Here is a 23,614-nt window from a genome sequence, read left to right as displayed (position 1 = left end):
TTAGATGAAATGATTTAATACAAAATCTTTAAACCAATTGGGAAAATCCTCTTCATTGATATAAAGCTTTAATGCTTTTGCATCATATATTTCTGCAATTAAAGTTAGGTTGTCTCCAGAATTGTCAAATAAATAAGCCTTATTTGAAAATTCTATTGCAGGAAATAAATTGTGCAACGTTCTTGAATATCTGCTTTTTACTATTTCAGAATCGACTGCATGACCGCCTTTCTGGACTCTGTTTTCAACTCTGGAGATATTTACTTCCGGATCATCGATACATACAAAATACAAATAAGTTGTATAACCCAGAGCGTTTGCTTCTTTAATATCATCTAATTTTGAAGTATGGCTCATAACTGTTTCAAAACAAAAACTTTTGTTTTCATTTAGAAGTTTTTCCCGCAAAAAAGATGAGATAAGTGACCCTTCGTAACTGTTGGGCTTTTTTGAAAGTGACAGAATAAAATTCTCATTTATATCCAAAGCAATCCCAAATCCTTTATTCGCAGCAGTATCAATTAAGGTTTTAGTGTTTTCTTTTTTTAAGAAATTTTTTAAGTCCTTAGATGTCGCTTTAATGCCATAGAAATCTAAATCAATTAGACCTTTACTTCGAAGAACTTTTTCAAGATAATCAGCCTTAATAAAATACCCGGTATTGTAATGTTTTGAAAATTCTTCAAAGAGAGTGCTTTTGCCCGAACCATTTGGTCCTGCAAATATTCTCAATCTTTTTTTTATTTCCTGCATAATACCATTCCTTTTTTCAAACCATTTTCTGAAGTGGTTTTACTTTGCAAATTTCGAATTACTTTTATTTCTCCTGTTGGTAATTTTTCTATTATTTTTTTGCCGGAAATTGATTTTATACTAAGTCCCAAAGCTTTAGACTCCCTAATTGCATAACTTGAACTTCGTGATGCAGATTTAATTAAAATATCTGTTTCACTTGAACTTAGTTTTTCCTTGTGTTGTTTTATTACAAAACGTGCGATCTTACTTTTCATGACTTTAAAAACATGTTTACTGTCAAATTTACGATTTTATCTGATATAAATATTGCATATTACAAGGTGTGGAATGGATTAATTCAGAAAAAATTTGCAAATTTTGATGCAAAGGTACAATTAAACCATAAAAATGGTTATTGTTTTCAATTTTAATAAGTCTAAAAATATATTTACTACTTTTGCGCATTAATTTTTAAGCATGGAAAAAATAATTTCGTATCCAATATCGGTAGTTTACTATTTATTATTTGGTTTGTGTCTGGTTGTTTTTCACCCCATTCAATGGATTTGCTTAAATGTATTCGGTTATCAGGCACATAAAAAAAGTGTGGATTATTTGAACTTTTTTCTCTTAAAATGCACTAACTTAGTAGGTACAAGATATACAATTGAAAATGTAGACACAATTCCGAATGGTGTTCCTATCATTTTTGTGGCCAATCACCAAAGTATGTACGATATCGTAGCAATGATTTGGTACTTTAGACGTTTTCATTGTAAATTTGTAAGTAAGAAGGAGTTAGGCAGCGGAATTCCAAGTGTTTCTTATAATCTGAAGCATGGAGGATCTGTCTTAATAGACCGTAGAGACCCTAAACAAGCGATACCAGTTATCAAAGGCTTGTCTGAATATATAGAAAAGAATACACGATCTGCCGTAATTTTCCCGGAAGGGACCAGAAGTAAAACGGGCGTTCCTAAAGAATTTGCGCAAAGCGGTTTAAAAATTTTATGCAAATACGCGCCTTCTGCGTATGTTGTGCCAGTGAGTATTAATAATTCCTGGAAAATGGTGAAGTTTGGTTTTTTTCCTGTCGGTTTAGGAAATCATCTCAAATTTACTGCCCATAAAGCAATGGCTGTTAAAGATTACAAATTTGAAGAGCTGATGGCGCTGACAGAAAAAGCAGTTAAAGAAGGAATAAACGAGTATAAACAGGTTTAAGTTTTAGTCCGAGCTAAAACATAACCCAAATCTAAAATAAGTAATGTCTATAAAAAACATTAGATTAGAAGTAATGCAGTTTTTGGAAAAAAACGTGGATAGCTTCGTCGAACAGTATTTAATTCCGGTTGAAACAATTTGGCAGCCGTCTGATTTTTTGCCTAATTCTGAAGGAGAAAATTTCTTTGAAGAGGTAAAAGAACTACGCGAAATTGCTAAAGAACTTCCATACGATTTCTGGGTTACGCTTGTTGGTGATACAATTACCGAAGAGGCTTTACCTACTTACGAATCCTGGTTGATGGATGTAGAAGGAATAGATCAGATTGAAAATGGTGGAAACGGTTGGTCTAAATGGATCCGTCAATGGACCGGAGAAGAAAACCGCCACGGGGATCTTTTAAATAAATACTTGTATTTGTCTGGTCGCGTAAACATGCGTGAAATCGAAATGACCACACAGCATTTAATCAACGACGGTTTTGATATTGGAACGGGTAGTGACCCATACAAAAACTTTGTGTATACCAGTTTTCAGGAATTAGCGACTTATGTTTCACACAATCGTGTTGCACAAATAGCTAAAAAGTTTGGCGATAATAAATTGTCTAAAATGTGTAAGATGATTGCTGGCGACGAAATGCGTCATCATCATGCATACAGCGAATTTGTTACCAGAATTTTTCAGGTTGATCCCAGCGAAATGATGTTGGCTTTTCAATACATGATGAAACAGAAAATCGTTATGCCAGCGCACTTTTTGAGAGAATCCGGACAGAAAATTAGTTCGGCTTTTGAGCAGTTCTCCGATTCAGCACAACGTATTGGTGTTTACACAGCAAACGATTATGTTGATATTATGCAGAAATTAATCACGAAATGGGAAGTGGATAAAATCACTAATTTAACCGATGAAGCAGAAAAAGCACGTGATTATTTGATGAAATTACCGGCTCGTATGGCAAGAATTTCAGAAAGACTGGTTATTCCTGCTGAAGGACACATTTTTAAATGGGTTGAACCGGCGAGACTTTAATTTTAGATTTAAGATTGCTGATTTTAGATTTTTGGAATTTTAAATTGATATTGCAATTGAATATATATTTGTTGATTGTTGAAGATGAGACATCTTTAGCAATCAACATTTTTTTATAATTAAAACATTTTTATGAGCACTATAGAATTAATCAATAAAACAATCACTTTTGTAAAAGAAAAACTAAATGATGCCGAAGGCGGGCACGATTGGTTTCATATTGAGCGTGTTTACAAAAATGCCCTTTTGATTGCAAAAGATACAGATTGTGATAGTACAATTGTGCAATTGGGTGCTTTACTTCATGATATTGCCGACAGTAAATTTCATAATGGAGATGAAACCATAGGTCCGAAAACAGCAAGAGCTTTTTTAGAAGCCGAAAATGTTTCTGAGGAAGTAATTGTCCATGTTGTGAGTATAATTGAAAATATCTCATATAAAGGCGGAAATTTCGAAAAGAAATTCTCTTCTGTCGAGTTGGATATTGTTCAGGACGCCGATCGTCTGGATGCCATTGGTGCCATTGGAATTGCAAGAGCTTTTAATTATGGAGGATTTAAGAATCGCACATTATACAATCCCGAAATTCAACCGGTAACCAATATGACCAAAGAAGAGTATAAGAAAAACAATGCTCCGACAATTAATCATTTTTATGAAAAACTTTTGCTGTTGAAAGATAAAATGAATACGACGAAAGGAAAAGAAATCGCAGCAGAAAGACACCGTTTTATGGAAGTATTTCTGGGTCAATTTTATGCGGAGTGGGAAGGGATTAAATAGAGTTGATCAACATTGTTCATAATGCTTTGTGATAAAAGTGCGTAATTAAGAACGCACAGACAAAACCGAGTCCAAACCATAATAAACGAGCCACTCTATTATCTCTAACTATTTCTATTTTATCTTCTTCTGACATTTTAGTAGATTTTAAACATCAAAAGTAATTTTATAAAAATATACAATTTGTCTATTTAAGGTTTAAAAATAACAGAATAGGACATTTTAATAATAAAAAGCACAATGAATGCAGAAATTTAATTCTGTAATTATTGTGCTTTTTTAATATGTCTTTAAAAAATGATAATTAACTACAGCCACAATTTCCATCGCCGCAGTCTTTTTTCTTTTTAGATTTAAAAAAATATTTTTTAATCAAAAAAGTAACTGCAATTCCTAATATGGCGAAGGCTATAATTTCCTGAATCATTTCTTTTTTATTTTAAAAGTTGATAAGCAATTAGTGCAGCAAAATAAGCTAATCCGCTCATAAGAACGAGTTGCATCGCAGGCCATTTCCACGAATTGGTTTCCTTTTTTGTAATTGCTAAAGTACTGGCGCACTGCATCGCAAATGCATAAAACAGTAATAAAGATATTCCGGTCGCGAAGTCAAATACTTTTTTTCCGGTTTCCGGACGTATTTCTGCCTGCATTTTGCTTTTTATCGTCGATTCGTTATCGGTATCCCCGACGCTATAGATCGTGGCCAGAGTTCCCACAAAAACTTCGCGTGCAGCAAACGAACTGATTAAGGCAATCCCGATTTTCCAGTCGTAACCCAAAGGTTGGATAGCCGGCTCAATCGCTCTTCCCATTAAACCGATATATGAATTTTCTAATTTTTGTGAAGCAACTTCATTTTCAAACTGCGTTTCGTCTAAAGTTGTATTTGTAAATCGCTCTTTAACGATTGTCTCAGCTTCATTAAATTCTTTTCCGGGTCCGTACGAGGCTAAAAACCATAAAATAACAGAAATCGCTAAGATAATTTTACCCGCGCCAACTATGAATGCTTTTGTTTTTTCTACAACATTGATTCCCAAGTTTTTAAACAGCGGTAATTTATAACTTGGCATTTCTACAACGAAATACGTTTTCGATTCTAATTTTAAGACTTTATTTAAAATATAAGCCGACAAAATAGCAGCAGTAAAACCTAAAACATATAAGGCCATTAAGGTTAGTCCCTGAACATTCAGAAACCCAAAAAGACGTTTACTGGGCACTACAAGAGAAATAATAATTGCATAAACCGGTAATCTTGCCGAACAAGTAGTAAATGGCGTTACTAATATCGTAATGAGGCGTTCTTTCCAGTTTTCGATATTTCTTGTCGCCATAATTGCAGGAATTGCACAAGCTGTTCCCGAAATTAACGGCACAACGCTTTTTCCCGAAAGACCAAACCGGCGCATAATTTTATCCATTAAAAACACCACACGGCTCATATAACCACTTTCTTCCAGAATCGAAATGAACAGGAATAAAAAAGCAATTTGCGGAATAAAAATGATAACACCGCCAATTCCCGGAATAATTCCCTGCGAAAGTAAATCGGTTAAGATTCCGCTTGGCAATTCCTGCGCAACCCATCCGCTTAAAGAGGCGAAAGTGCTGTCAATAAAATCCATTGGAATCGTTGACCAGCTGAAAATGGACTGGAATATCAGAAATAAAATGGCAAAGAAAATCACATAGCCCCACACTTTATGGGTTAGAACACGATCTAATTTGGCACGGATGTCTTTTGCCATTGTGGCATCTACTTTTAAACCTTCTTTTAAAACATCATTTATAAACTGATATCTTTTTATGGTTTCTTTTTGTTGTAAGCGTTTTAACTCCGAATGTGATTTGGTGAGAGTACTGCGGACTTCATTTCGGTCTAAATTTGAGAAATTAACGTCCTGAGTAATAACAAGCCACAATTTGTACATCAATTGATTGGGAAAAGCGTGCCTTAATTTTTCAAAATATTCAGGATCAATTACAGACGCGTTTAAACAAGGTTCGTGAGTTATGGTTTTATAAGAAACAATTAGTTCTTTTAGTTGTTCGATTCCGTGACCTTTCCGTGAACTTACTAACGCAATTTTAGTTTTTAATTTTTCTTCCAAATACGGAATATCCAGAGTAATTCCTTTTCGTTCCATTTGATCGGACATATTTATAACCAGAATGGTCGGAATTTCAAGATCTTTTATTTGCGTATAAATCAACAGATTTCGTTTCAGATTTTCAACATCTGTTACCACTACTGCTACATCCGGATATAATTTGTCGTTTTTGTTTAACAAAAGCTCAATTACCACACTTTCATCCATCGAACTCGCGTTCAGACTATAGGTTCCGGGTAAATCAAGAATATTTGCTTTTACGTTATTGGGCAGTTTACAGAAGCCTATTTTTTTCTCAACAGTTATTCCGGGATAATTTCCAACCTGCTGATTAAGACCTGTTAACTGATTAAAGACAGACGTTTTTCCGGTATTCGGATTTCCGATAAGGGCAACATTGATATTCTGAACGCTCATTATAAATTGTTTTGAATAAGTTCAACTTCAATTTCACGAGCAGTTTCTATGCGAATGGCTACATGGGAACCATTAATATCTAAATATAACGGATCTCCGAAAGGTGCAATTTGTAATAATTCAACCAAACTGCCTGGCAAACAACCCATTTCTAATAACTTAAGTGGAATAAGATCGATATCAAAATCTTTGATAATGGCTTTCTCGCCTTTTTTTAAGGTATGAATTGTATTTTGCAAAGCTTATTTAGATTGAATTTAGATTGCAAAAGTAGGCAATTATTCTGTATTCCAAGATATTTAACACCTCGACATATGCTAAATGTTTCTAAAAATAAAGGATTTTACTCGTTTGAAAGGAAATCAATATCTTCTAAAAGTCTTTTTATGTCTTCCTTGTTTGTTCCGTCGTAAAATCCGCGGACACGGCGCTTTTGGTCAACCAAAACAAAATTCTCCGTATGCACCATATCATAAAGCTGATCTGGTCTTCCGAGTTTTGCAGCCAAATATGATTTTCTGGCCATGGAATAGATTTCCTTTTTGTCTCCGGTAACCAAATTCCATTTACTGTCAACCACTCGATATTTAATAGCGTATGCTTTTAAAACCGATACACTGTCCACCTCGGGGAAAACAGTGTGGGAAAGTAGCATTACTTTAGGATTATTAATTACAGCTTTCTGAACCTCAACAAGATTAGTTGACATTTTAGGACAAATAGAACCGCAGGTGGTAAAGAAGAAATCTGCAACATAAATCTTTCCTTCGTAATTCTTTTGCGTAATCGTATCACCATTTTGATTTATAAATGAAAAATCGGCAATGGTGTGATATTTACTTTTGTACTGAATGGTGCTGTCTACTAATTCCGGATTGACATCAGCGGGATTGTAAATGGGTAATGTCTTTTTTGGTTTTAAAGCAGAATAAAAAAGAGATATCGTAACTACCGAAAATATTATTAAAACAATAAAGAATTTACGGTATTTGTATAAAAGCGATTTCATAAAAATAATTTGGTGCAAAAATACAAAAAGCAGATTTCAAAAAGTTTACTGTCTACTTTTTTTAACAGCCTTTGTAACATTTAAATTCATAGATAGACTTATAAATTTGTATTAAAACGGCTGTTTGTGAAATTTATGTCTCTTTTTACCTTTACAGTTAGAATTTTAACACAAATTTTGAAATAATAACAATATGTTTGTATTTTCCCTTAAACTATAACTTTTTATGAAAAAACAATTTGCTAAACCTATGTTTGGTGTTGTTTCTGCAATGTTTGCAATAACTTCAGTTCAGGCCCAGACAGCACCAAAAGAACCAGGTATCAATGTATCTTATATGGATACAAAAATAAGCCCGAGTGAGGATTTTTTTAAATATGTAAACGGAACGTGGCTGGATAAAACTGAAATTCCAAGTGATCGTACAACGTGGGGAAGTTTTAACGAGCTGATTAAAAGAACGGACAAAGATGTAATGACGGTTTTGAAAGACGCGTCTAAAAATCCAAATTACAAATCGAATACCGATCAGGGAAAAGCTGTAAACTTATTTAATACGGTTTTGGACACGGTAGGAAGAAACAAGAGAGGAATTGAGCCTTTAAAACCGTATCTGAAAAAAATTGATGCCATTAAAAATGTTGCTGATGTACAGAAATATTTGACAGAAATGGAAAAAGAAGGTGGTTCTGGTTTCTTCGGAATTTATATTGGAGCTGATGATAAAAACAGTTCCAAGAATTCTGTCAATCTTGGTCCGAGTCAACTGGGACTTCCGGACAAAGATTACTACACTTCCGATGATAAGGATTCTAAAGAAAAACGTGCCAAATATGAATTGCACGTTGCGAGAATGCTGCAATTTCTTGGTGAATCTCCGGCAAAAGCAAAACAAAGTGCTGCTGAAGTGCTGGCTCTGGAAACAGAATTATCTAAACCAAGATTAAACAGGGTTGAAAGAAGAGACAGCCGTTTGCAATACAACCCAATGACTGTTGCAGATGTTCAAAAACTAACTCCGGCAATAAAATGGAATGAATATTTTGCAGGTTTGGGAATTACCAAATTAGATTCTGTAATTGTTTCTGAACCTAAATATATGACCGCTTTACAAACTGTTTTTACAGCAAATAAAGTGGCACAGTGGAAAGAATATTTAAAATGGGATTTGATAAATGGTGCTGCAAGTAAATTAACAACAGAAATCGATAATGCTAATTTCGATTTTTACAGCAAAACATTAAGAGGAGCCATAAAACAACTTCCTGCAGAAGAAAGAGCGCTTGCTGTTGTAAATTCAAGAGTGGGAGAAGCTCTGGGTAAACTTTATGTAGAAAAATTATTTCCTGCCGAAGCAAAAGATAAAGCGCAGAAAATGATTCAGAATGTGATTTTGGCATATCAGAACAGAATTAATTCTTTAACCTGGATGTCTGCTGAAACAAAAGTAAAAGCAGTTGAAAAGTTAAATAAAATCACAATCAAAATAGGATATCCTGATAAATGGAAAGATTATTCTGCTTTGACAATTAAAAGTGTTGCAGAAGGCGGAACTTACTTTGATAACAATAAAAATTTATCGAAATGGAATTTCCAGAAAAGCATCGAAAAACTGAGTAAACCAGTTGATAAAACAGAATGGGGAATGTCACCTCAAACGGTAAATGCGTATTACAATCCGTCTTATAACGAAATTGTGTTCCCGGCTGCAATCTTACAACCTCCTTTCTACAATTACCAGGCTGACGAAGCGGTAAATTATGGAGGAATTGGTGCTGTAATCGGTCACGAGATTTCTCACGGATTTGATGATTCAGGAGCACGTTACAATGCTGATGGAAACTTAGTAGACTGGTGGACAGAACAAGATTTAAAACAATTTACAGCTTTAGGAACCGATTTGGCAAATCAATACAGCGCTCTTGAGCCATTACCGGGAGTTCACGTGGATGGAAATTTCACTTTAGGTGAAAACATCGGAGATTTGGGCGGAATTAATGCTGCTTATGATGGTTTACAATTGTATTTGAAACAAAATGGAAATCCGGGATTAATTGACGGATTTACTCCGGAGCAGCGTTTCTTTATTTCTTGGGCTACCGTTTGGAGAACAAAAACAAGAGATGAAGCAATTAAGAATCAGGTAAAAACAGATCCGCACTCCCCGGGAATGTACAGAGCTTATGTGCCAATTCAGAATGTTGATGCTTTTTACAAAGCGTTTGATATTAAGAAAGGTGATAAAATGTATGTGGAGCCGGAAAAACGAGTTAAAATCTGGTAATCACCATATAAATCTAAAAAAGGCGCTTTTAATAAGCGCCTTTTTTTATGGTCTTAAATGGCAATGTAAATGTCTACTTCTGCATTTTCGGGATCTTGAGATTTCTCATCGTAAATTTCAAAATCGGCAGTAAAAGATCTTTTTAAATCTGAACTCCAAATCTTCAGCCATTCGTTAAAAACAATTCCTTCAGAAAGTTTTCCTTTCGCAGTAAATTTTTCATAAGTCAATCCTTCTATTGTTTTTCCTGTCATTCCTTCGGGAATCGTGTCTAAATTGTCGACCGCGCAGCCCAGAATTGTGGTGTAAGGTCGGGTATGATCTTTTTCGTAATCGGTGTAAACACAAATTAGATCCGAATTTATTTTGTTCGGAATCTGACTGGCAATTTCTGTTGATAAAAACTGAGTCCAAAGAGCCGGAATATCTTTCCCGGATTGACCGTTTTCATTTGTTGTTCGAACCGCAATTCCGATGATATTGAATTTTTGAATATTCATTGTTATATAATTTTTTGTATCCCACAAATTTAAAACTCTGAGGTGACAACAGTTTGTCAGCAGTAACAGGCTATAATAAAAACGGCGCTAATTAGTAGCGCCGTTTTTTATATGGAAAGTCAATTACTTTAAATTACTGTAAATATAAGTTTCAATTGCTTTTAATTCTTCATCAGACATTGCCTTTGTGATTTCAAAGTTGGTCTGCATGACCGAAAACTGACTCGGATCTACAATAGGATCCTTCTGTCCTTTCAGGAAATTGACCACATCGCCATTTTTATCTTTATAGATTTTTGCAATTTCTTTAATGCTTGGGCCAATGACCTTTTGATCAGGCAGGTGACAAGCTGTGCAATTTCCTCTTCCTTGAAAAATTTCTTTTCCCAGAGCTTCCGGAGTTTTAGCTTTAGACGGCTCACCTTCAATCTGACTTTCTGTTGAGGTTGCTACTTTTTCTGCGCTTTCGTTTTTACAGGATGCAAATACCAAAACAGCACTTAAGAATAGTATTTTTTTCATTCTTATTTGTTTAAAAGTATTGCTGCTTCCTTTGCAAAATACGTCGAAATTAAACTCGCACCTGCACGTTTGATGCACATTAACTGTTCCATCATAATTTTGTCATTGTCCAGCCATCCTCTTTCGGCAGCGGCTTTGATCATGGCATATTCGCCCGAAACATGATAAACCGTTACCGGAACATTCACCGCATTTTTTACTTCACGGACAATATCAAGATAAGCGATTCCAGGTTTTACCATAACCATATCGGCACCTTCTTCAACATCGCATAATGTTTCTTTGATGGCTTCAATGCGGTTCGCATAATCCATTTGATAGGTTTTTTTGTCTTTTGGAATTTCAATATCGGCTTCTTTTGGAGCTGAATCCAAAGCATCTCTAAACGGACCGTAAAATGCCGATGCATATTTGGCAGAATAACTCATAATTCCAACATTATGAAATCCCGCAGCATCCAGACCTTCGCGAAGGCGTAAAATTCTTCCGTCCATCATGTCACTCGGCGCTACAAAATCGGCACCGGCTTGCGCATGAGAAACGGCCATTTTTACTAATGCATCAACCGTAGTGTCATTTTCTACATCGCCATTTTTAATAATTCCGTCATGACCATAAATCGAATACGGATCTAAAGCGACGTCTGGCATCACAATCATTTCCGGGCACGCAGCTTTAATGGCACGAATAGCCTGCTGCATTAAACCGTCTTTATTCCAGGCTTCTTTTCCGGTATTGTCTTTTAGGTTTTCACTCACTTTTACGTAGATATTAACGGCGCGAATCCCTAAGGCAAAAATCTCCTTTACTTCTTCAACAGTCAAATCGATTGATCTGCGAAAGATTCCCGGCATGGACGGAATTTCTGCTTTGTAATTTTCGCCCTCCGTAATAAACATCGGAAACATAAAATCGGTCGGACTTAAACTTGTTTCGCGAACTAAAGAACGAATAGATTCATTAACTCTTAATCGTCTGCCTCTGTGAAGTGGGAACATATAATTTTAGATTTTAGATTTTAGATTTTAGATTTCTGCTGAAATATTAACTTCTAAAAATGTTATTGTTTTTTTTGAGGAATACTGTTTTAAACAGCGTTGCAAAGTTAAGTAAAAAGGAACAAAACCAAACTTTTAGACTTTCTAAGAATGAGTTAATATTATCTAAAATTTGTGACTTTTTTCGTTTATTTTTGTGAGATGAAGAAAATTCTCATTCTATGCTGTTGTTTCCTCCTGACAAGTTGTTTTGAAATAACAGAACGTATTAAACACCACGACGATCAAAGCGGCGAATATACGCTGATGATCGATTTCTCTAAATCCTGGTTCAAAACTAAATCGGCTATCTGGCTGGAAGAGGTAGATGGAGTCAAAATTCCGAACGAACAGGAAATTACCGGAAAACTGAATGACTTTAAAACTAAAGCATTGAAAATTGACGGCATTTCGAATGTCACTACAAAAACAGATTTTGACAAATATGTCTTTATAATCAAACTCAACTACGCCAGTCTAAAAGCGTTGAATGCCGTTGTAAACACGATAAACAATCAGCGTGATCAGATTCACTTTAGCGGAAGCGGAAAAACTTTCGAGCGGATGGCCTCTTATCCAATACCTGAAAAAGTGGTAAATGATCCGAAGAAAAAGAAAGATTTGGAAGAAGCGAGTATTATTGCTATTTATACTTTTGATAAAGATATTCTGGCAGTCGAAAATCCGAATAGCAAAATTTCTAAAAATAAAAAAACGGTTTTTTTAAAACAAAGTTTGTACAGCGTATTTAAAAAATCGACTTTAATGAATAATACCATCCAATTAACGCCTTAATTATGAAGCATTTTTACACCTTAATTTTATTACTCGCCTCGTATCTTACTTTCGCTCAGGCGAAATCCGACCAATACGATTATTTTGTGCAGTTTAACGGAAGTCAGCTTTCGAAAAAAGTAAATATCGAAGAAGTTTTAAATCATCCGATATTAACGAAATATACCAGTAAAAAACCCGATTTTGATCTTAGAAAATATGCGTCTATAATGCAGCTGAATCAAAAAATGACCATTCACGGAAATTTTTTAGACAGTATTCCGTATTATCAGGTTACCATTCCGATAAAGAACAAAGATGCCGTCAGACAATATTTGACGGAGAAATTTGCTGCCAGGGATTCGGTTAAAAAGGCTGCTATTCAGGATTTTGCTAAATATTCTGTTTATACGCCGGGCGGAGCAAAAAAGTCTTTTGCATGGAATGAAAATTATTTGATTGTTTTTGAGCTGACGAAAAGACTGCCTGCAAAATTTGATAATTCGCAGGCTTATATCGATTCGGCGTACACTCAGGCGAGCGATGTAATTGTAGATATTGATGAAAAAGAGGCACAATACGAAGTTCCGCCGCCGCCGCAAATTGTAACGGACGCGCCGATTGCTGAGACTGAAAATGGCGTGAATGAGGATTACACTTATGATGGAAATCCGTATGAAGAATATACACTGGAGCAGGCAGAATTTGATCGAAAATTAGCAGAACAGCAAAGTGTGATTATAAAAAAATTATTCGAAAATGGTTTTACAGCGCCAAATTCGACAAAAATAAATGAATCGGCAGACATTTCTTCCTGGGTAAATTACGGCGGAGCAATTTCGAGTTTATATTCTGCTTACAGCGTGCCAATGGCGATGTTTGGCGGATATGACAAATATTTACCAATGCAGCAGAATTTCGCGAATTTTATAAAAGGAATTAATCTCGACTTTTATTTCGATAATGACAATGCAAGAATGGAAGAAATTATTGAATATTCTCCTGAAATTGCAAACGATATAAGCAAAATCAGCAATAGAAAAATCAATAAAAATATCTATAATTATTTTCCTGCTGAAAAACCTTTGGGTTATATGACGTATCACATCAATACAAAGGAAATGCTTCAAAGGTTTCCTTCTTTGACGGCTGAATTGTTCCAGACTCCGAAATTTGGAAAAGAAGATATCAGCATAGTTACAGATTTAATTTCTACCATTGTTGATGAAGAAGCCACAGCCAAACTTTTTGATGGCGATTTAAGCGCTTTTTTATATGATATGAAAGAAGTTGAGGTTATGACTAAAAAGTACGATTACGATGAGAATTTTGAAGAAAAAATAACAGAGGAAAAAGTAAAAAAACAAATTCCGTTGTTTTCTTTCATTTTTACTTCTACGCATTCCACATTTGGAGATAAATTGTTACAGTTGGGTGTCCGTAAAAAAGTACTGACGCAAAACGGAAATTCGTATACCGTAGTTGGAACACAGGATTATGGTGATATTTTTATTATGAAAGACAAAGATGTCGTGGTTGTTGCCAATACAAAGGCTTATTTTAGTAATGGAAATGGTTCTTTTATAAAAGACACCAAAAAAGCTTTGAGCAGAAATTCTATTTTAGGAAAGATGGATATTGCCAAAACAGTGCATACTTTTGGTAAGAATGCCAAAGAATCTGATTTGACGCTGTTAATGAAAATGACTAATCAGTTTTCGGATTTTTCTATGGAATCCCCAAAAAAACTGACCGACAATAAATTCAAATTTATATTGAGGTTAAATACGAAAAAATCAGATAAAAATATCATTTTGCAGACTCTGGATCTTGCTGAAGAAATGACATCTAAATAAAGAAAAATTCAAATCAAAAATCCCTGATAACAATTGTTTCAGGGATTTTTTTTGAAAATTTATGTGATAGAAGCTTTATAAATCTCCTTAATCGAACTTTCTAATCTGGCGTTAAATTCAGAATCGATTTGCTTTGCAGTAAGTCCTTCTGATAATGCTCTTGAGAAACTGGCAATCAATCCCGGATTTTCAGAAAGTTTTACATTTGCTTCTTCGCGGGAATAGCCGCCGGAAAGAGCAACCAAACGAACAACATGCGGATTACTCATCAAATCACTGTAAAAATTATTGACAGTTGGAATAGAAAGTTTCAGGATCACCTTAACATCCTGGTCCAATTCATCTAAATGTTTTTTGATTTCATTTTTTAAAATTTCCTCTGATTTTTCTTTGTCGGCACTGTAAATATCAATTTCAGGTTCAATAATCGGAATCAGTCCTTTTTGAAAGATTTGCAGACCCACCCTAAATTGTTGTGCTACGACATCGCGTATTCCGTCTGGATTTGCCTCTTTAATCAGGGATCGCATTTTAGTCCCAAAAATATTTCTTTCAACCGCTCTGGTAAGCAGATCGTCAAGATTTGGAATTGGTTTCATGAGCTGAACACCGCCTGCAGGTTCTGTAAGTCCCTGATCGACTTTTAAAAACGGAATAATATGTTTTTTCTCCCAAAGGTACTCGGCTGTCCACTGTCCGTCGATTTTTCGATCCATGGTATTTTCAAACAAAATGGCCCCAAGAATAAACTGGCTGTCAAAAGCAGGACTTTTAATAATTCTGGTTCGCATTTCGTGTACTAGGGTGTACATTTCTTCGTCGTTTGCAAATTGACTTTCCAAAACGCCATATAGCGATAATGCTTTTGGTGTACTTCCTCCGCTTTGATCCAGGGCGGCAATAAATCCTTTTCCGGAATGCATAAGATTTAATTGCTCTATATTTCTATTTTCCATGATGCTAAATTTAGTTTTCTGTAAGTGACTGTAATTTAAGCATTTTTCGGAGAATATTTAGAAATTTTAAAGTCCGATTTTTGAATTTACTTTATTATAAACCTCTTTTACCTTTTTCGGAGGATCAAACCGGTAACCGACAGAAAGTTTTACGGTTGCAATATTATCATTTAATCTTGGATCGACATTCTCATCCTGAGCAAAACTAACAGTATTAAGACTGGCATAACCAAAGAAACTGTTGTTATTATACGCTAATTTTAAATTGAAATCTGCCTGATACAAAGCCGATGTCTCTCCGTCTATAGTATTCACTCCTGCGCCTACAGCAAGACCTGCGGCAATGAGAACACGGTCACTAATTACAAAATTGTAAAAATAGGCAGGTGCCAAAGTAAAAACATAAAGATCTCCTTTTGAAGAATCCGGCGTATTTAAATCCAGATTAGTATAGTAAAAAGAAAAACTTGGAATAAAACTGCCGGAGCTTTTTATCTGCCATTCATTTTGGCTGGTCAGGGTTTTAAAGGAGAATTTATCGTTGAAAATATAGGAAGTAGAGCCGCCGATTTTTGTGGTGCGCATTTGAGGTAATTCTGTTGTTATATTGTTATCGCTGATATAAAATCCTTTTTGATTGATGAATGTAAAAGACTGCATCCACTTTTTATAATAAAAGTGGGTATTGAAATTAAAATTCTTTGAATTGGAATCACCTTTGTTGCCACTGAGAAACTTGGGCGCAAAACCAATACTGACATCAATAATTCTATAACTAAGATTAAACCCAATTTGTTCCCTTCGGTTAGGAATGAGATCTACAAAGATTTTGGGCTCCTGTTCTGCAGAAGCAATCTGAAAACTGTTTGAAGTGTCTAAATAATAGGCGCTGACAGTTATTTTATCAGTATAAGATTTAAAATAAGGATTTTGTAAAGTGTCGTTTTGAGCGAAACAACTGAAAATGCTGGAGAAAAATCCTAAACATATAATTTTTAAACACATAGAAGCATAATTTTTATGATAATTTAAAAAGACATTCCACTTTCAACAAATTTATAAGTCAATATTGAAAACGTATATTATAAAAATCTCTCTAAATTATACTTTTAAAAGCTATGTTTCTATGTTGTATTGATTTTTTTATTTAAACTTAAATCCAATCCTGCGGATTTTCCAACGCGTTTATCAATTTCTCTTCATCACTTCCTGCTTCGGGATGATGATCATAAACCCATTGAACATGCGGAGGTAAACTCATCAGGATACTCTCAATTCTTCCGTTGGTTTTTAATCCGAATAAAGTTCCTTTATCATGAACCAAATTAAACTCAACATAACGACCGCGACGGATTTCCTGCCAAGTTCTTTGTTCTGGTGTATACGCAAGATTTTTTCTTCTTTCTACAATTGGTACATAAGCTTCAAGGAAACTATTACCCACTTCAGATACAAAACTAAACCAGTCTTCCATAGACATTTGTTCGTTTGCTTTGCAATAATCAAAGAATAAACCACCAAGTCCGCGTGCTTCATTTCGGTGTGCGTTCCAGAAATACGAATCGCATTGTTTTTTATATTTCGGATAAAACTCTGGGTTGTGTTTGTCGCAAGCCGTTTTACAAGTTTGATGAAAGTGTTTTGCATCCTCTTCAAACAAATAATATGGCGTTAAATCCTGTCCGCCTCCAAACCATTGTTCAATTACTTTTCCAGACTCATCGTACATTTCAAAATAACGCCAATTAGCGTGCACAGTAGGAACCATCGGGTTTTTCGGGTGAATTACCAAACTCAGTCCGCACGCAAAGAAATCTGCTTCCCCAACGCCAAACATTTTCTGCATAGCTTCGGGAAGTTTTCCGTGAACGGCTGAAATGTTTACACCGCCTTTTTCGAAAACAGCACCATTTTCAATAACGCGCGTTCTTCCACCACCGCCTTCCGGACGTTTCCAAAGATCTTCGCGGAATTTTGCAGTTCCGTCAACAGCTTCTAATCCGGCTACGATTTGGTCTTGTAAATTTTGTATATATGCGTAAAATTTATCTTTCATGATTTTATTTTTCTGGTAAAGTATCATGATATTTGAATGCGTTGTTCATATCAATTACTATTATTGTATCTTTTTTAAAGACTTTTATAAATCTTGAATTTGCTTTTTTTACTAATGAATCCCCTATTTCAGTTTTTTCCCAAATAAAATAATATCCATAAACTTCGCTTGAATCCCTTAGTTTAAAGGTGGGTGACATTCTGTTATGTGTATCTAAATATTTTTTGACAATCAATCCTGAAAAATTTTCAGCAAACTTATCTTTATAAATTTCTTTACTAATCCTGGATTCGTTAGAAAGATAGGAACAAGTACTTACAAATATTGCAAAACCCAACATTAAAAAAAAGCCTTGATATGACGGATTCATTTTTTTAAAATCGACATTAGAAAGATCATCTAAAAATTTTTCAAAACCATTCATTTTTAAAATTTATCTTTCATGTTCTAAATATTCTGATTTTAACAATCCGTAATAAACAGTATTTTCTAACGAACCATCACCATTTCTAAATTCGTCTCGTAAAATTCCTTCTTGTTTAAAGCCGTGTTTTAATGCAACTCGCTGGCTTGCGATATTAATTTCTGATGTGCAGATGAATACTTTATTTAACATTAACTCATTAAAACAAAAATCAATTGCATCAGATACCAATCGGGATGTGATTCCTTTTCCTTGATAATCTTCGTCAACGAAATAACCAAACTCACATTTAGAAATGCGATATCTTATCGTTTTTACACATAAATAACCAATTAAATTATTGGTTTTTAAATCTCGTGCGTAAAAATGAAATCCCTCTTTATTTTTTTCTTTGTCAAGACTTAATGCTAGAAAATCCTTAGTTTTTTGAAGTGTATCACATTCTGTTGAGGTTACAGGGAAGGTTTTCCCAATATGATTTCTATTCTTAATAATCAGTTTATAAAACTCTTCAGGAAGAATATTTTCAATTCTGTCTATTTTCCAATCTGTAAAACTCATGTCTATTTGTTTTTAGCGGAAGCGATTTTTGCATTTATTCCGAAAGAAAAAACTTTGCTTTCCTGCTGAATATATTGATAAATAGCCAAAGCTTTATTTTGAAAATCATAGTTTTCTGCTTTATAAAATTCCATTAGGACATCAGCAAATTTTTCTAAATGTTCCCAATCAAAATGCATTTGAAGTAGCAAAGTGATTAATTCTTCATTTTGAAAATCAACTAAAGTTTCAATATTTAAACCGAATTCTTTTAGTTGATTTTCAATATCTTCTTTTTGAATGTTATTCAAAGGATAAGGCACGTAAATGAGAGTTCGTAACGTTTTGAGAACGTTATCAATTCTAATTTTTTCTTCGTCTCTTAGGCCTTTGTTGAGCATTTTTTTGTTATTCGTTCTCCTGCAAGGTTTTCAAAACCTTGTAGGTATTAATTGTACGCAATCTTTTTTATCTTCTGGTGAGCATATTATATCTACAAGGTTTTGGAAACCTTGCAGGAGACAAAACGTGACTATTCAAAAGTATGTGTTTCGTTTAATAAATCATTTTTTTGATTGTGACAAAAAATGAAATTTTCAAAACCTCCAAATAATTCTAAAGCTTCTTCTCGTTCAATTTTTGATTCTTTATCTGATAAAAAAGCAGGATAAGAAGAAAATTTAAAACTCTTAAAATCCTCATCTAAATGATGTTTTGGATTTAAATGAACGTAAATAATTAGTTGTTTTAAATAATTCTGATCTTTTAGTTTTATTCTTTTGAAATGCTTTTCAAAGATACTGCCGGTTCTATTTGTCTGTTTATTAAATGCTTTCGCATAAGAATTTAATAAATTTGAAAAAGCCTGAGTCACTTCCTTTTCTTCAACGTTCAAACGAATTACTAAATGAAAATGATTCTTCATCAGGCAATAAGCAAATATTGATATTTTATTCTCAGTGTATTTGGCTAATTGTTTTAGAAAGTAAATTTTGTTTTCATCATTTTCAAATAGATTCGAACCATTAATTCCACGATTATAAATATGATAATAACAGTCCTTTTCTAAAACCTCCAACTTCATTTTTGCTCCACTTTTCACTTTCACGTTCCTGCAAGGTTTTCAAAACCTTGTAGGTATCTATTTTAACATCATTTAAATATCTCAGCTTTGCGAATTAATACCTACAAGGTTTTGGAAACCTTGCAGGAGATATAAATGAGACTGATAATATTAATGTTATTGTCCGTATTCCTTAACAGCGTCAATAAACGCTTTTGCGTGATCTACAGGAATATTTGGTAAAATTCCGTGACCCAAATTCACCACATATTTATCTTTTCCGAATTCGTCAATCATTTCGTGAACCATTTTTTTGATGGTTGGAATTGGAGAAAGCAATCTTGATGGATCAAAATTTCCCTGAAGCGTAATATTTCCACCAGAAAGGTAACGCGCATTTCTTGCCGAACAAGTCCAGTCAACACCTAGTGCAGACGCACGGCTTTTTCCCATTTCGCCAAGAGCAAACCAACATCCTTTTCCGAAAACAATAACCGGAGCGTGATCTGCCAAAGCTTCAACAATTTGGTTGATGTATTTCCATGAAAATTCCTGATAATCTACAGGAGAAAGCATTCCTCCCCAGGAATCAAAAATCTGAACCGCATCAACACCTGCTTTTACTTTTTCTTTTAAATATAAAATCGTCGTGTCTGTAATTTTTTGCAATAAAGTATGCGCTGCAGCCGGGTTTGAAAAACAGAAACCTTTTGCAGTATCAAAACTTTTAGAACCTTTTCCTTCAACAGCATAGCAGAAAATTGTCCAGGGCGAACCTGCGAAACCAATTAACGGCACTTCGTCGTTCAGCATTTCTTTAGTCAATTTAATAGCATCCATTACATAACCTAAACTTTCCTGAATGTCCGGAACGTAAACTCTGTGAACATCTGCCATAGAACGAATCGGATTTGGTAAAAACGGACCAAAATTTTCTTTCATTAAAACTTCAATTCCCATTGCTTGTGGAACTACCAAAATATCCGAGAATAAAATTGCAGCATCCGGTGCAATTCTGCGAATAGGCTGAACAGTGATCTCAGCTGCTAATTCCGGAGTCTGACAACGGGTGAAGAAATCATATTTATCACGTAAAGCGATAAATTCTGGTAAATATCTTCCTGCCTGACGCATCATCCATACTGGAGGACGTTGAACTGTTTCTCCTTTTAATGCTTTTAAAAATAAGTCGTTTTTTAACATTTTTTCTTGCTTTAGGCTTTAAGCTTTAGGCTTTAAGCGTGATAGTTATTTGTTTTGGCTTAAGGCTTACTGCCTAAAGCTTATTGGTATATTGAAATATTACATCTTCAATCACATTTTCAACTGTTGGCTGATCTGCGATAATGATGTTTTTGGTGATTTTATGTAAAGCTTCGGCAGTAGTTTCTCCAATACAGAAGCAGGTTTCTTTTTTAATGGTATTCTCTTTTAGATAACTTTCTATTCCAGACGGACTAAAAAATAAAATGGCGTCTGGAGAAGTTTTTATTTTTTGAGGTGTCAGTGAAGTTTCATAAACCTGAATTTCATTCAACTTAATTCCAGCTTCTTTTAACGCGTTTGGCAATGTATCTCTTCTCAAATTGCCGCTAAAAAAAGTAAAACTTTCTTTATTGTAAATCAAAGCGATAATTTCAGCCAAATCAGAAGCGTAACCTGTGTAAGCCACAACATTAAAGCCATTATCGCTTAATAGCGCTTTTGTTTTTAGGCCAACGCAAAAAACGTTTTTATCACGAAGCTTCGGGATTAGGTCTTTTGATTGTGGGTTTTCTAAAAAACTGTAAACCGCATTCTGACTTGTAAAAATCAGATTTTCGTTGAGGTCTTTTATTTCAAAAGATTTGTTTTCGGTTTTAATAAAATCAAATTCTGCAACTTCAAAACCAGCTTTTTGCAATTCCTGTTTTTGAATTTCGTGAAGAACTTTTGTAGATAGTATCTGAATTGATTTTGCCATTATTTTTTCAAAGATTCTTTAATTGACTGCATCAACTCGGTTCCGCCATTGTTTAAAATTTCCTGAGCAGCGTGAAAACCTAGTTTCTTCCATTCTGAAATATCTACTGTTTTATTGATATCCAGCTTTTGTTTTCCATCAATAGACAGCAAAACGCCTTGAAAATGTAAAGTGTCTTCCTCTTCATTATAATTTACCAAAGCCCCGATTGGCGCGGTACAACCGCCTTCCAGGGTTCTTAAAAACTGACGTTCGATATACGTACAAATTTCAGTTTCAATATGATTTAGTTGCGATAAAGCATCCAAAGTATAATTGTCGTTTTCCATTGCCACAACCAACATCGCCCCTTGCGCCGGAGCGGGAATCATCCAATCCAGATCAATAACATTTTCTGGTTTTAAGTTAATGCGCTCCAAACCTGCAGCAGCAAAAACGGCTCCGTCCCAATTGTTGTCTTGTAGTTTTTGCATGCGTGTATTTACGTTTCCACGTAAATCAACTACGGTATGATTTGGATATTTATTAAACCATTGTGCCTGACGACGCAGACTTCCGGTTGCAATTGTGCTTGGATTGGCAAAATCAGGATTTCCTTTATGAACTAAAATATCCAGAACATTCGCTCTTTCTAAAACCGCTGCCTGAACAATTCCTTTTGGTAAAGCCGTCGGAACATCTTTCATAGAATGCACTGCAATATCAATATCTCCATTGATCATAGCGATGTCAAGCGTTTTGGTAAAAATTCCGGTAATCCCCAATTCGTAAAGTGGTTTGTCCAGAATAATATCTCCCTGAGATTTTACAGCAACAATCGAGGTTTTATAACCCAAATCGTTTAGTTGTTTCTCTACGGTATGTGCTTGCCAAAGAGCCAATTCGCTGTCGCGCGTTCCTATTCTGATTGTTTTTTCTGCCATGTTTTTTAATTTCACCATATAAGTTATATAAGTTCAGATATAGTTTGCGCAAAACTGATCGACAAAGCTTTAATATGAACTTATATAACTTATATGGTTTAAAATTTTATGTTTTTTATGATGCTTTTATCTTGAAGACTTTTTCGATCCATTCGATGCTTTCGTCAACCATCGTGTCGTCGTCTTTTAAATGATTGGCAAAATGAGTAGTAATTTTCTGAATGATTCTGTTGCTGATGATTTCGGCTTGAGCCTCATTAAAATCTCTGATTTTTCTGCTTTGAAAATCCAGTTCTGAAGTTTTAATAGCATTCAGTTTTTCTTTTAAAGCATTTATAGTGGGAGCAAATTTGCGTCCTTTCATCCAAACCACAAATTCTTCTTTGATTTCTTCTATAATCGCTTCAGCTGCTGGAATATGCAACTTTCTGTTTTCCAACGTTTCGTCTGTCAGTTGCGACAGATAATCCATGTGAATCAAAGTTACGCCTTCTAAATCCTCTACGTTTTCGTGTACATTTTTCGGAATCGATAAATCTAAAATCAATAAAGGTTTTTTAAGATTAAGGATTGCTTTATCAACCGTTGGATTTTGTGCGCCTGTTGCCACAACTACGACATCTGCTTTTTGAAGTTCTAAGTGTAATTCAGAGTAATCTTTAACAATCAGATTTAGTTTTCCGGCCAGTTTCTCAGCTTTGTCTTTTGTTCTGTTGATTAAAGTAATATGTTCGTTTTTGGTATGTTTCACCAGATTTTCGCAAGTATTTCTTCCGATTTTTCCGGTTCCGAACAATAATATATTTTTGTTACTGATGTCCTCAACATTTTTAAGAATGTATTGTACCGAGGCAAAAGAAACCGAAGTGGCTCCGGAACTAATTTGCGTTTCTGTTTTAATTCTTTTACTAGCCTGGATAACAGCATTTACTAATCTTTCTGTAAACGCATTCGCCAAACCTAAAGATTTTGAGTGTGCAAAACTTGTTTTAATTTGAGATATAATTTCAAAGTCACCAAGAATCTGACTGTCTAATCCAGTTCCTACGCGAAACATATGGTTAATAGCTTCCTGATTTTTATAGACAAAACCTACTTTTTGAAATGCGTCGACAGAACCGTTACTGTTATCGCAAATAAGCTTTATCAATTGAAAGGGGTGTTCTGCAAAGCCGTAAATTTCAGTCCTGTTGCAGGTTGAAGTAACAATTAAACTTTCTATTCCTTCCGTTTTAGCTTGTTCCAGCAAACGGGTTTTCGCTGCTGCATCCAGACTAAATTGACCTCTTACCTCAGCATCAGCTTTCTTATAACTAAGGCCAACTGAATAAAAATAGAGATGTTTCGGTACGTTATTGTTTTCCATAAATTCACTTTCTAAAAAGTGCAACA

25 protein-coding genes are annotated in these 23,614 nt (G+C 34.6%); 6 read left to right on the top strand and 19 right to left on the bottom strand.

Features of this window, described 5'->3' with window-relative positions:
• Both ABEB31_RS09665 and ABEB31_RS09660 read right to left on the bottom strand, forming a co-directional pair.
• The gene (locus ABEB31_RS09665) at nucleotides 1-753 is read right to left on the bottom strand and encodes an ATPase (RefSeq protein WP_347051331.1); all 753 of its coding nucleotides are present in this window, start codon (nucleotides 751-753) and stop codon (nucleotides 1-3) included.
• Nucleotides 741-1,010 carry a hypothetical protein gene (locus ABEB31_RS09660; protein ID WP_347051329.1) on the bottom strand — a complete coding sequence of 90 codons (270 nt, stop codon included), beginning with the start codon at nucleotides 1,008-1,010 and terminating at the stop codon, nucleotides 741-743. Before ABEB31_RS09660 ends, ABEB31_RS09665 begins: the two co-directional genes overlap by 13 nt.
• 202 nt (nucleotides 1,011-1,212) lie before the next feature.
• On the opposite strand from ABEB31_RS09660, the gene ABEB31_RS09655 reads away from it, so the two are divergent.
• The 3 genes from ABEB31_RS09655 (at nucleotide 1,213) to ABEB31_RS09645 (ending at nucleotide 3,781) form a co-directional block, all read left to right on the top strand.
• Nucleotides 1,213-1,959, top strand: coding sequence for a lysophospholipid acyltransferase family protein (locus ABEB31_RS09655; protein WP_347051328.1), 747 nt, complete (start codon nucleotides 1,213-1,215; stop codon nucleotides 1,957-1,959).
• A 43-nt stretch (nucleotides 1,960-2,002) separates the two neighbouring features.
• Nucleotides 2,003-2,995: an acyl-ACP desaturase gene (locus tag ABEB31_RS09650; protein ID WP_347051326.1), complete on the top strand. Its 993-nt coding sequence runs from the start codon at nucleotides 2,003-2,005 to the stop codon at nucleotides 2,993-2,995.
• A gap of 132 nt (nucleotides 2,996-3,127) precedes the next feature.
• Nucleotides 3,128-3,781 (top strand): HD domain-containing protein, encoded by a 654-nt coding sequence (locus ABEB31_RS09645; RefSeq protein ID WP_347051324.1) that lies wholly within the window; start codon nucleotides 3,128-3,130, stop codon nucleotides 3,779-3,781.
• Nucleotides 3,782-4,215: 434 nt separating this feature from the next.
• Here ABEB31_RS09645 and feoB read toward each other — a convergent pair whose 3' ends face one another.
• From feoB to ABEB31_RS09630, 3 genes are all read right to left on the bottom strand, one after another.
• A complete protein-coding gene (feoB, locus tag ABEB31_RS09640; protein ID WP_347051322.1) occupies nucleotides 4,216-6,315 on the bottom strand; it encodes a ferrous iron transport protein B in 2,100 nt (699 codons plus the stop codon).
• On the bottom strand, nucleotides 6,315-6,554 hold the full coding sequence (locus ABEB31_RS09635) for a FeoA family protein (RefSeq protein ID WP_243232176.1): 240 nt from the start codon (nucleotides 6,552-6,554) through the stop codon (nucleotides 6,315-6,317). The genes feoB and ABEB31_RS09635 overlap by 1 nt, the downstream gene beginning before the upstream one ends.
• 104 nt (nucleotides 6,555-6,658) lie before the next feature.
• Entirely contained in the window at nucleotides 6,659-7,324 is a 666-nt protein-coding gene (locus ABEB31_RS09630) for an SCO family protein (RefSeq protein WP_347051320.1), read from the bottom strand.
• A 226-nt stretch (nucleotides 7,325-7,550) separates the two neighbouring features.
• On the opposite strand from ABEB31_RS09630, the gene ABEB31_RS09625 reads away from it, so the two are divergent.
• Nucleotides 7,551-9,608, top strand: coding sequence for a M13 family metallopeptidase (locus tag ABEB31_RS09625; RefSeq protein ID WP_347051318.1), 2,058 nt, complete (start codon nucleotides 7,551-7,553; stop codon nucleotides 9,606-9,608).
• Between the two features lie 53 nt (nucleotides 9,609-9,661).
• On the opposite strand, the gene ABEB31_RS09620 is transcribed toward ABEB31_RS09625, so the two are convergent.
• The 3 genes from ABEB31_RS09620 to hemB form a co-directional block, all read right to left on the bottom strand.
• Entirely contained in the window at nucleotides 9,662-10,108 is a 447-nt protein-coding gene (locus tag ABEB31_RS09620) for a GyrI-like domain-containing protein (protein WP_347051317.1), read from the bottom strand.
• A 123-nt stretch (nucleotides 10,109-10,231) separates the two neighbouring features.
• On the bottom strand, nucleotides 10,232-10,630 hold the full coding sequence (locus tag ABEB31_RS09615) for a c-type cytochrome (protein WP_347051315.1): 399 nt from the start codon (nucleotides 10,628-10,630) through the stop codon (nucleotides 10,232-10,234).
• A 2-nt stretch (nucleotides 10,631-10,632) separates the two neighbouring features.
• The gene (gene hemB, locus ABEB31_RS09610) at nucleotides 10,633-11,628 is read right to left on the bottom strand and encodes a porphobilinogen synthase (RefSeq protein ID WP_347051313.1); all 996 of its coding nucleotides are present in this window, start codon (nucleotides 11,626-11,628) and stop codon (nucleotides 10,633-10,635) included.
• Between the two features lie 201 nt (nucleotides 11,629-11,829).
• On the opposite strand from hemB, the gene ABEB31_RS09605 reads away from it, so the two are divergent.
• Both ABEB31_RS09605 and ABEB31_RS09600 read left to right on the top strand, forming a co-directional pair.
• The gene (locus ABEB31_RS09605; RefSeq protein WP_347051312.1) at nucleotides 11,830-12,462 is read left to right on the top strand and encodes a hypothetical protein; all 633 of its coding nucleotides are present in this window, start codon (nucleotides 11,830-11,832) and stop codon (nucleotides 12,460-12,462) included.
• A 2-nt stretch (nucleotides 12,463-12,464) separates the two neighbouring features.
• Nucleotides 12,465-14,297 (top strand): hypothetical protein, encoded by a 1,833-nt coding sequence (locus tag ABEB31_RS09600; RefSeq protein WP_347051310.1) that lies wholly within the window; start codon nucleotides 12,465-12,467, stop codon nucleotides 14,295-14,297.
• 59 nt (nucleotides 14,298-14,356) lie between these two features.
• Here the strand turns inward: ABEB31_RS09600 and ABEB31_RS09595 are convergent, their stop codons facing one another.
• The 11 genes from ABEB31_RS09595 to hemA form a co-directional block, all read right to left on the bottom strand.
• Nucleotides 14,357-15,253 carry a fructose bisphosphate aldolase gene (locus ABEB31_RS09595; protein ID WP_347051309.1) on the bottom strand — a complete coding sequence of 299 codons (897 nt, stop codon included), beginning with the start codon at nucleotides 15,251-15,253 and terminating at the stop codon, nucleotides 14,357-14,359.
• 66 nt (nucleotides 15,254-15,319) lie between these two features.
• On the bottom strand, nucleotides 15,320-16,258 hold the full coding sequence (locus tag ABEB31_RS09590) for a DUF4421 family protein (RefSeq protein ID WP_347051307.1): 939 nt from the start codon (nucleotides 16,256-16,258) through the stop codon (nucleotides 15,320-15,322).
• Between the two features lie 148 nt (nucleotides 16,259-16,406).
• Nucleotides 16,407-17,309 (bottom strand): oxygen-dependent coproporphyrinogen oxidase, encoded by a 903-nt coding sequence (gene hemF, locus ABEB31_RS09585; RefSeq protein WP_347051305.1) that lies wholly within the window; start codon nucleotides 17,307-17,309, stop codon nucleotides 16,407-16,409.
• 4 nt (nucleotides 17,310-17,313) lie between these two features.
• Complete coding sequence (locus ABEB31_RS09580) at nucleotides 17,314-17,733, bottom strand: hypothetical protein (protein WP_347051303.1); 420 nt, start codon at nucleotides 17,731-17,733, stop codon at nucleotides 17,314-17,316.
• A 9-nt stretch (nucleotides 17,734-17,742) separates the two neighbouring features.
• Complete coding sequence (locus ABEB31_RS09575) at nucleotides 17,743-18,294, bottom strand: GNAT family N-acetyltransferase (RefSeq protein WP_347051302.1); 552 nt, start codon at nucleotides 18,292-18,294, stop codon at nucleotides 17,743-17,745.
• Between the two features lie 2 nt (nucleotides 18,295-18,296).
• Nucleotides 18,297-18,674 (bottom strand): hypothetical protein, encoded by a 378-nt coding sequence (locus ABEB31_RS09570; protein ID WP_347051300.1) that lies wholly within the window; start codon nucleotides 18,672-18,674, stop codon nucleotides 18,297-18,299.
• Between the two features lie 131 nt (nucleotides 18,675-18,805).
• A complete protein-coding gene (locus ABEB31_RS09565) occupies nucleotides 18,806-19,381 on the bottom strand; it encodes a transposase (protein ID WP_347051298.1) in 576 nt (191 codons plus the stop codon).
• A 132-nt stretch (nucleotides 19,382-19,513) separates the two neighbouring features.
• Complete coding sequence (gene hemE, locus ABEB31_RS09560; RefSeq protein WP_089048415.1) at nucleotides 19,514-20,539, bottom strand: uroporphyrinogen decarboxylase; 1,026 nt, start codon at nucleotides 20,537-20,539, stop codon at nucleotides 19,514-19,516.
• A 73-nt stretch (nucleotides 20,540-20,612) separates the two neighbouring features.
• On the bottom strand, nucleotides 20,613-21,299 hold the full coding sequence (locus ABEB31_RS09555) for a uroporphyrinogen-III synthase (protein ID WP_347051296.1): 687 nt from the start codon (nucleotides 21,297-21,299) through the stop codon (nucleotides 20,613-20,615).
• Entirely contained in the window at nucleotides 21,299-22,222 is a 924-nt protein-coding gene (gene hemC, locus ABEB31_RS09550; RefSeq protein ID WP_347051294.1) for a hydroxymethylbilane synthase, read from the bottom strand. The genes ABEB31_RS09555 and hemC overlap by 1 nt, the downstream gene beginning before the upstream one ends.
• A 115-nt stretch (nucleotides 22,223-22,337) precedes the next feature.
• Nucleotides 22,338-23,588 carry a glutamyl-tRNA reductase gene (gene hemA, locus ABEB31_RS09545; RefSeq protein WP_347051293.1) on the bottom strand — a complete coding sequence of 417 codons (1,251 nt, stop codon included), beginning with the start codon at nucleotides 23,586-23,588 and terminating at the stop codon, nucleotides 22,338-22,340.
• Nucleotides 23,589-23,614: the final 26 nt, after the last annotated feature.

The organism is Flavobacterium olei, from assembly GCF_039749035.1.
GTDB classification, from domain to species: domain Bacteria; phylum Bacteroidota; class Bacteroidia; order Flavobacteriales; family Flavobacteriaceae; genus Flavobacterium; species Flavobacterium olei.
The sequence above is the reverse complement of the archived record's forward strand: the minus strand, read 5'-3'. Positions and strand labels throughout refer to the sequence as shown.

Bases quoted from the DNA above. Each gene is read 5' to 3' on its own strand.
- ABEB31_RS09665 (WP_347051331.1), bottom strand. From the start codon at position 753: ATGCAGGAAATAAAAAAAAGATTGAGAATATTTGCAGGACCAAATGGT.
- ABEB31_RS09660 (WP_347051329.1), bottom strand. From the start codon at position 1,010: ATGAAAAGTAAGATCGCACGTTTTGTAATAAAACAACACAAGGAAAAA.
- ABEB31_RS09655 (WP_347051328.1), top strand. From the start codon at position 1,213: ATGGAAAAAATAATTTCGTATCCAATATCGGTAGTTTACTATTTATTA.
- ABEB31_RS09650 (WP_347051326.1), top strand. From the start codon at position 2,003: ATGTCTATAAAAAACATTAGATTAGAAGTAATGCAGTTTTTGGAAAAA.
- ABEB31_RS09645 (WP_347051324.1), top strand. From the start codon at position 3,128: ATGAGCACTATAGAATTAATCAATAAAACAATCACTTTTGTAAAAGAA.
- feoB (WP_347051322.1), bottom strand. From the start codon at position 6,315: ATGAGCGTTCAGAATATCAATGTTGCCCTTATCGGAAATCCGAATACC.
- ABEB31_RS09630 (WP_347051320.1), bottom strand. From the start codon at position 7,324: ATGAAATCGCTTTTATACAAATACCGTAAATTCTTTATTGTTTTAATA.
- ABEB31_RS09625 (WP_347051318.1), top strand. From the start codon at position 7,551: ATGAAAAAACAATTTGCTAAACCTATGTTTGGTGTTGTTTCTGCAATG.
- ABEB31_RS09620 (WP_347051317.1), bottom strand. From the start codon at position 10,108: ATGAATATTCAAAAATTCAATATCATCGGAATTGCGGTTCGAACAACA.
- ABEB31_RS09615 (WP_347051315.1), bottom strand. From the start codon at position 10,630: ATGAAAAAAATACTATTCTTAAGTGCTGTTTTGGTATTTGCATCCTGT.
- hemB (WP_347051313.1), bottom strand. From the start codon at position 11,628: ATGTTCCCACTTCACAGAGGCAGACGATTAAGAGTTAATGAATCTATT.
- ABEB31_RS09605 (WP_347051312.1), top strand. From the start codon at position 11,830: ATGAAGAAAATTCTCATTCTATGCTGTTGTTTCCTCCTGACAAGTTGT.
- ABEB31_RS09600 (WP_347051310.1), top strand. From the start codon at position 12,465: ATGAAGCATTTTTACACCTTAATTTTATTACTCGCCTCGTATCTTACT.
- ABEB31_RS09595 (WP_347051309.1), bottom strand. From the start codon at position 15,253: ATGGAAAATAGAAATATAGAGCAATTAAATCTTATGCATTCCGGAAAA.
- ABEB31_RS09590 (WP_347051307.1), bottom strand. From the start codon at position 16,258: ATGTGTTTAAAAATTATATGTTTAGGATTTTTCTCCAGCATTTTCAGT.
- hemF (WP_347051305.1), bottom strand. From the start codon at position 17,309: ATGAAAGATAAATTTTACGCATATATACAAAATTTACAAGACCAAATC.
- ABEB31_RS09580 (WP_347051303.1), bottom strand. From the start codon at position 17,733: ATGAATGGTTTTGAAAAATTTTTAGATGATCTTTCTAATGTCGATTTT.
- ABEB31_RS09575 (WP_347051302.1), bottom strand. From the start codon at position 18,294: ATGAGTTTTACAGATTGGAAAATAGACAGAATTGAAAATATTCTTCCT.
- ABEB31_RS09570 (WP_347051300.1), bottom strand. From the start codon at position 18,674: ATGCTCAACAAAGGCCTAAGAGACGAAGAAAAAATTAGAATTGATAAC.
- hemE (WP_089048415.1), bottom strand. From the start codon at position 20,539: ATGTTAAAAAACGACTTATTTTTAAAAGCATTAAAAGGAGAAACAGTT.
- ABEB31_RS09555 (WP_347051296.1), bottom strand. From the start codon at position 21,299: ATGGCAAAATCAATTCAGATACTATCTACAAAAGTTCTTCACGAAATT.
- hemC (WP_347051294.1), bottom strand. From the start codon at position 22,222: ATGGCAGAAAAAACAATCAGAATAGGAACGCGCGACAGCGAATTGGCT.
- hemA (WP_347051293.1), bottom strand. From the start codon at position 23,588: ATGGAAAACAATAACGTACCGAAACATCTCTATTTTTATTCAGTTGGC.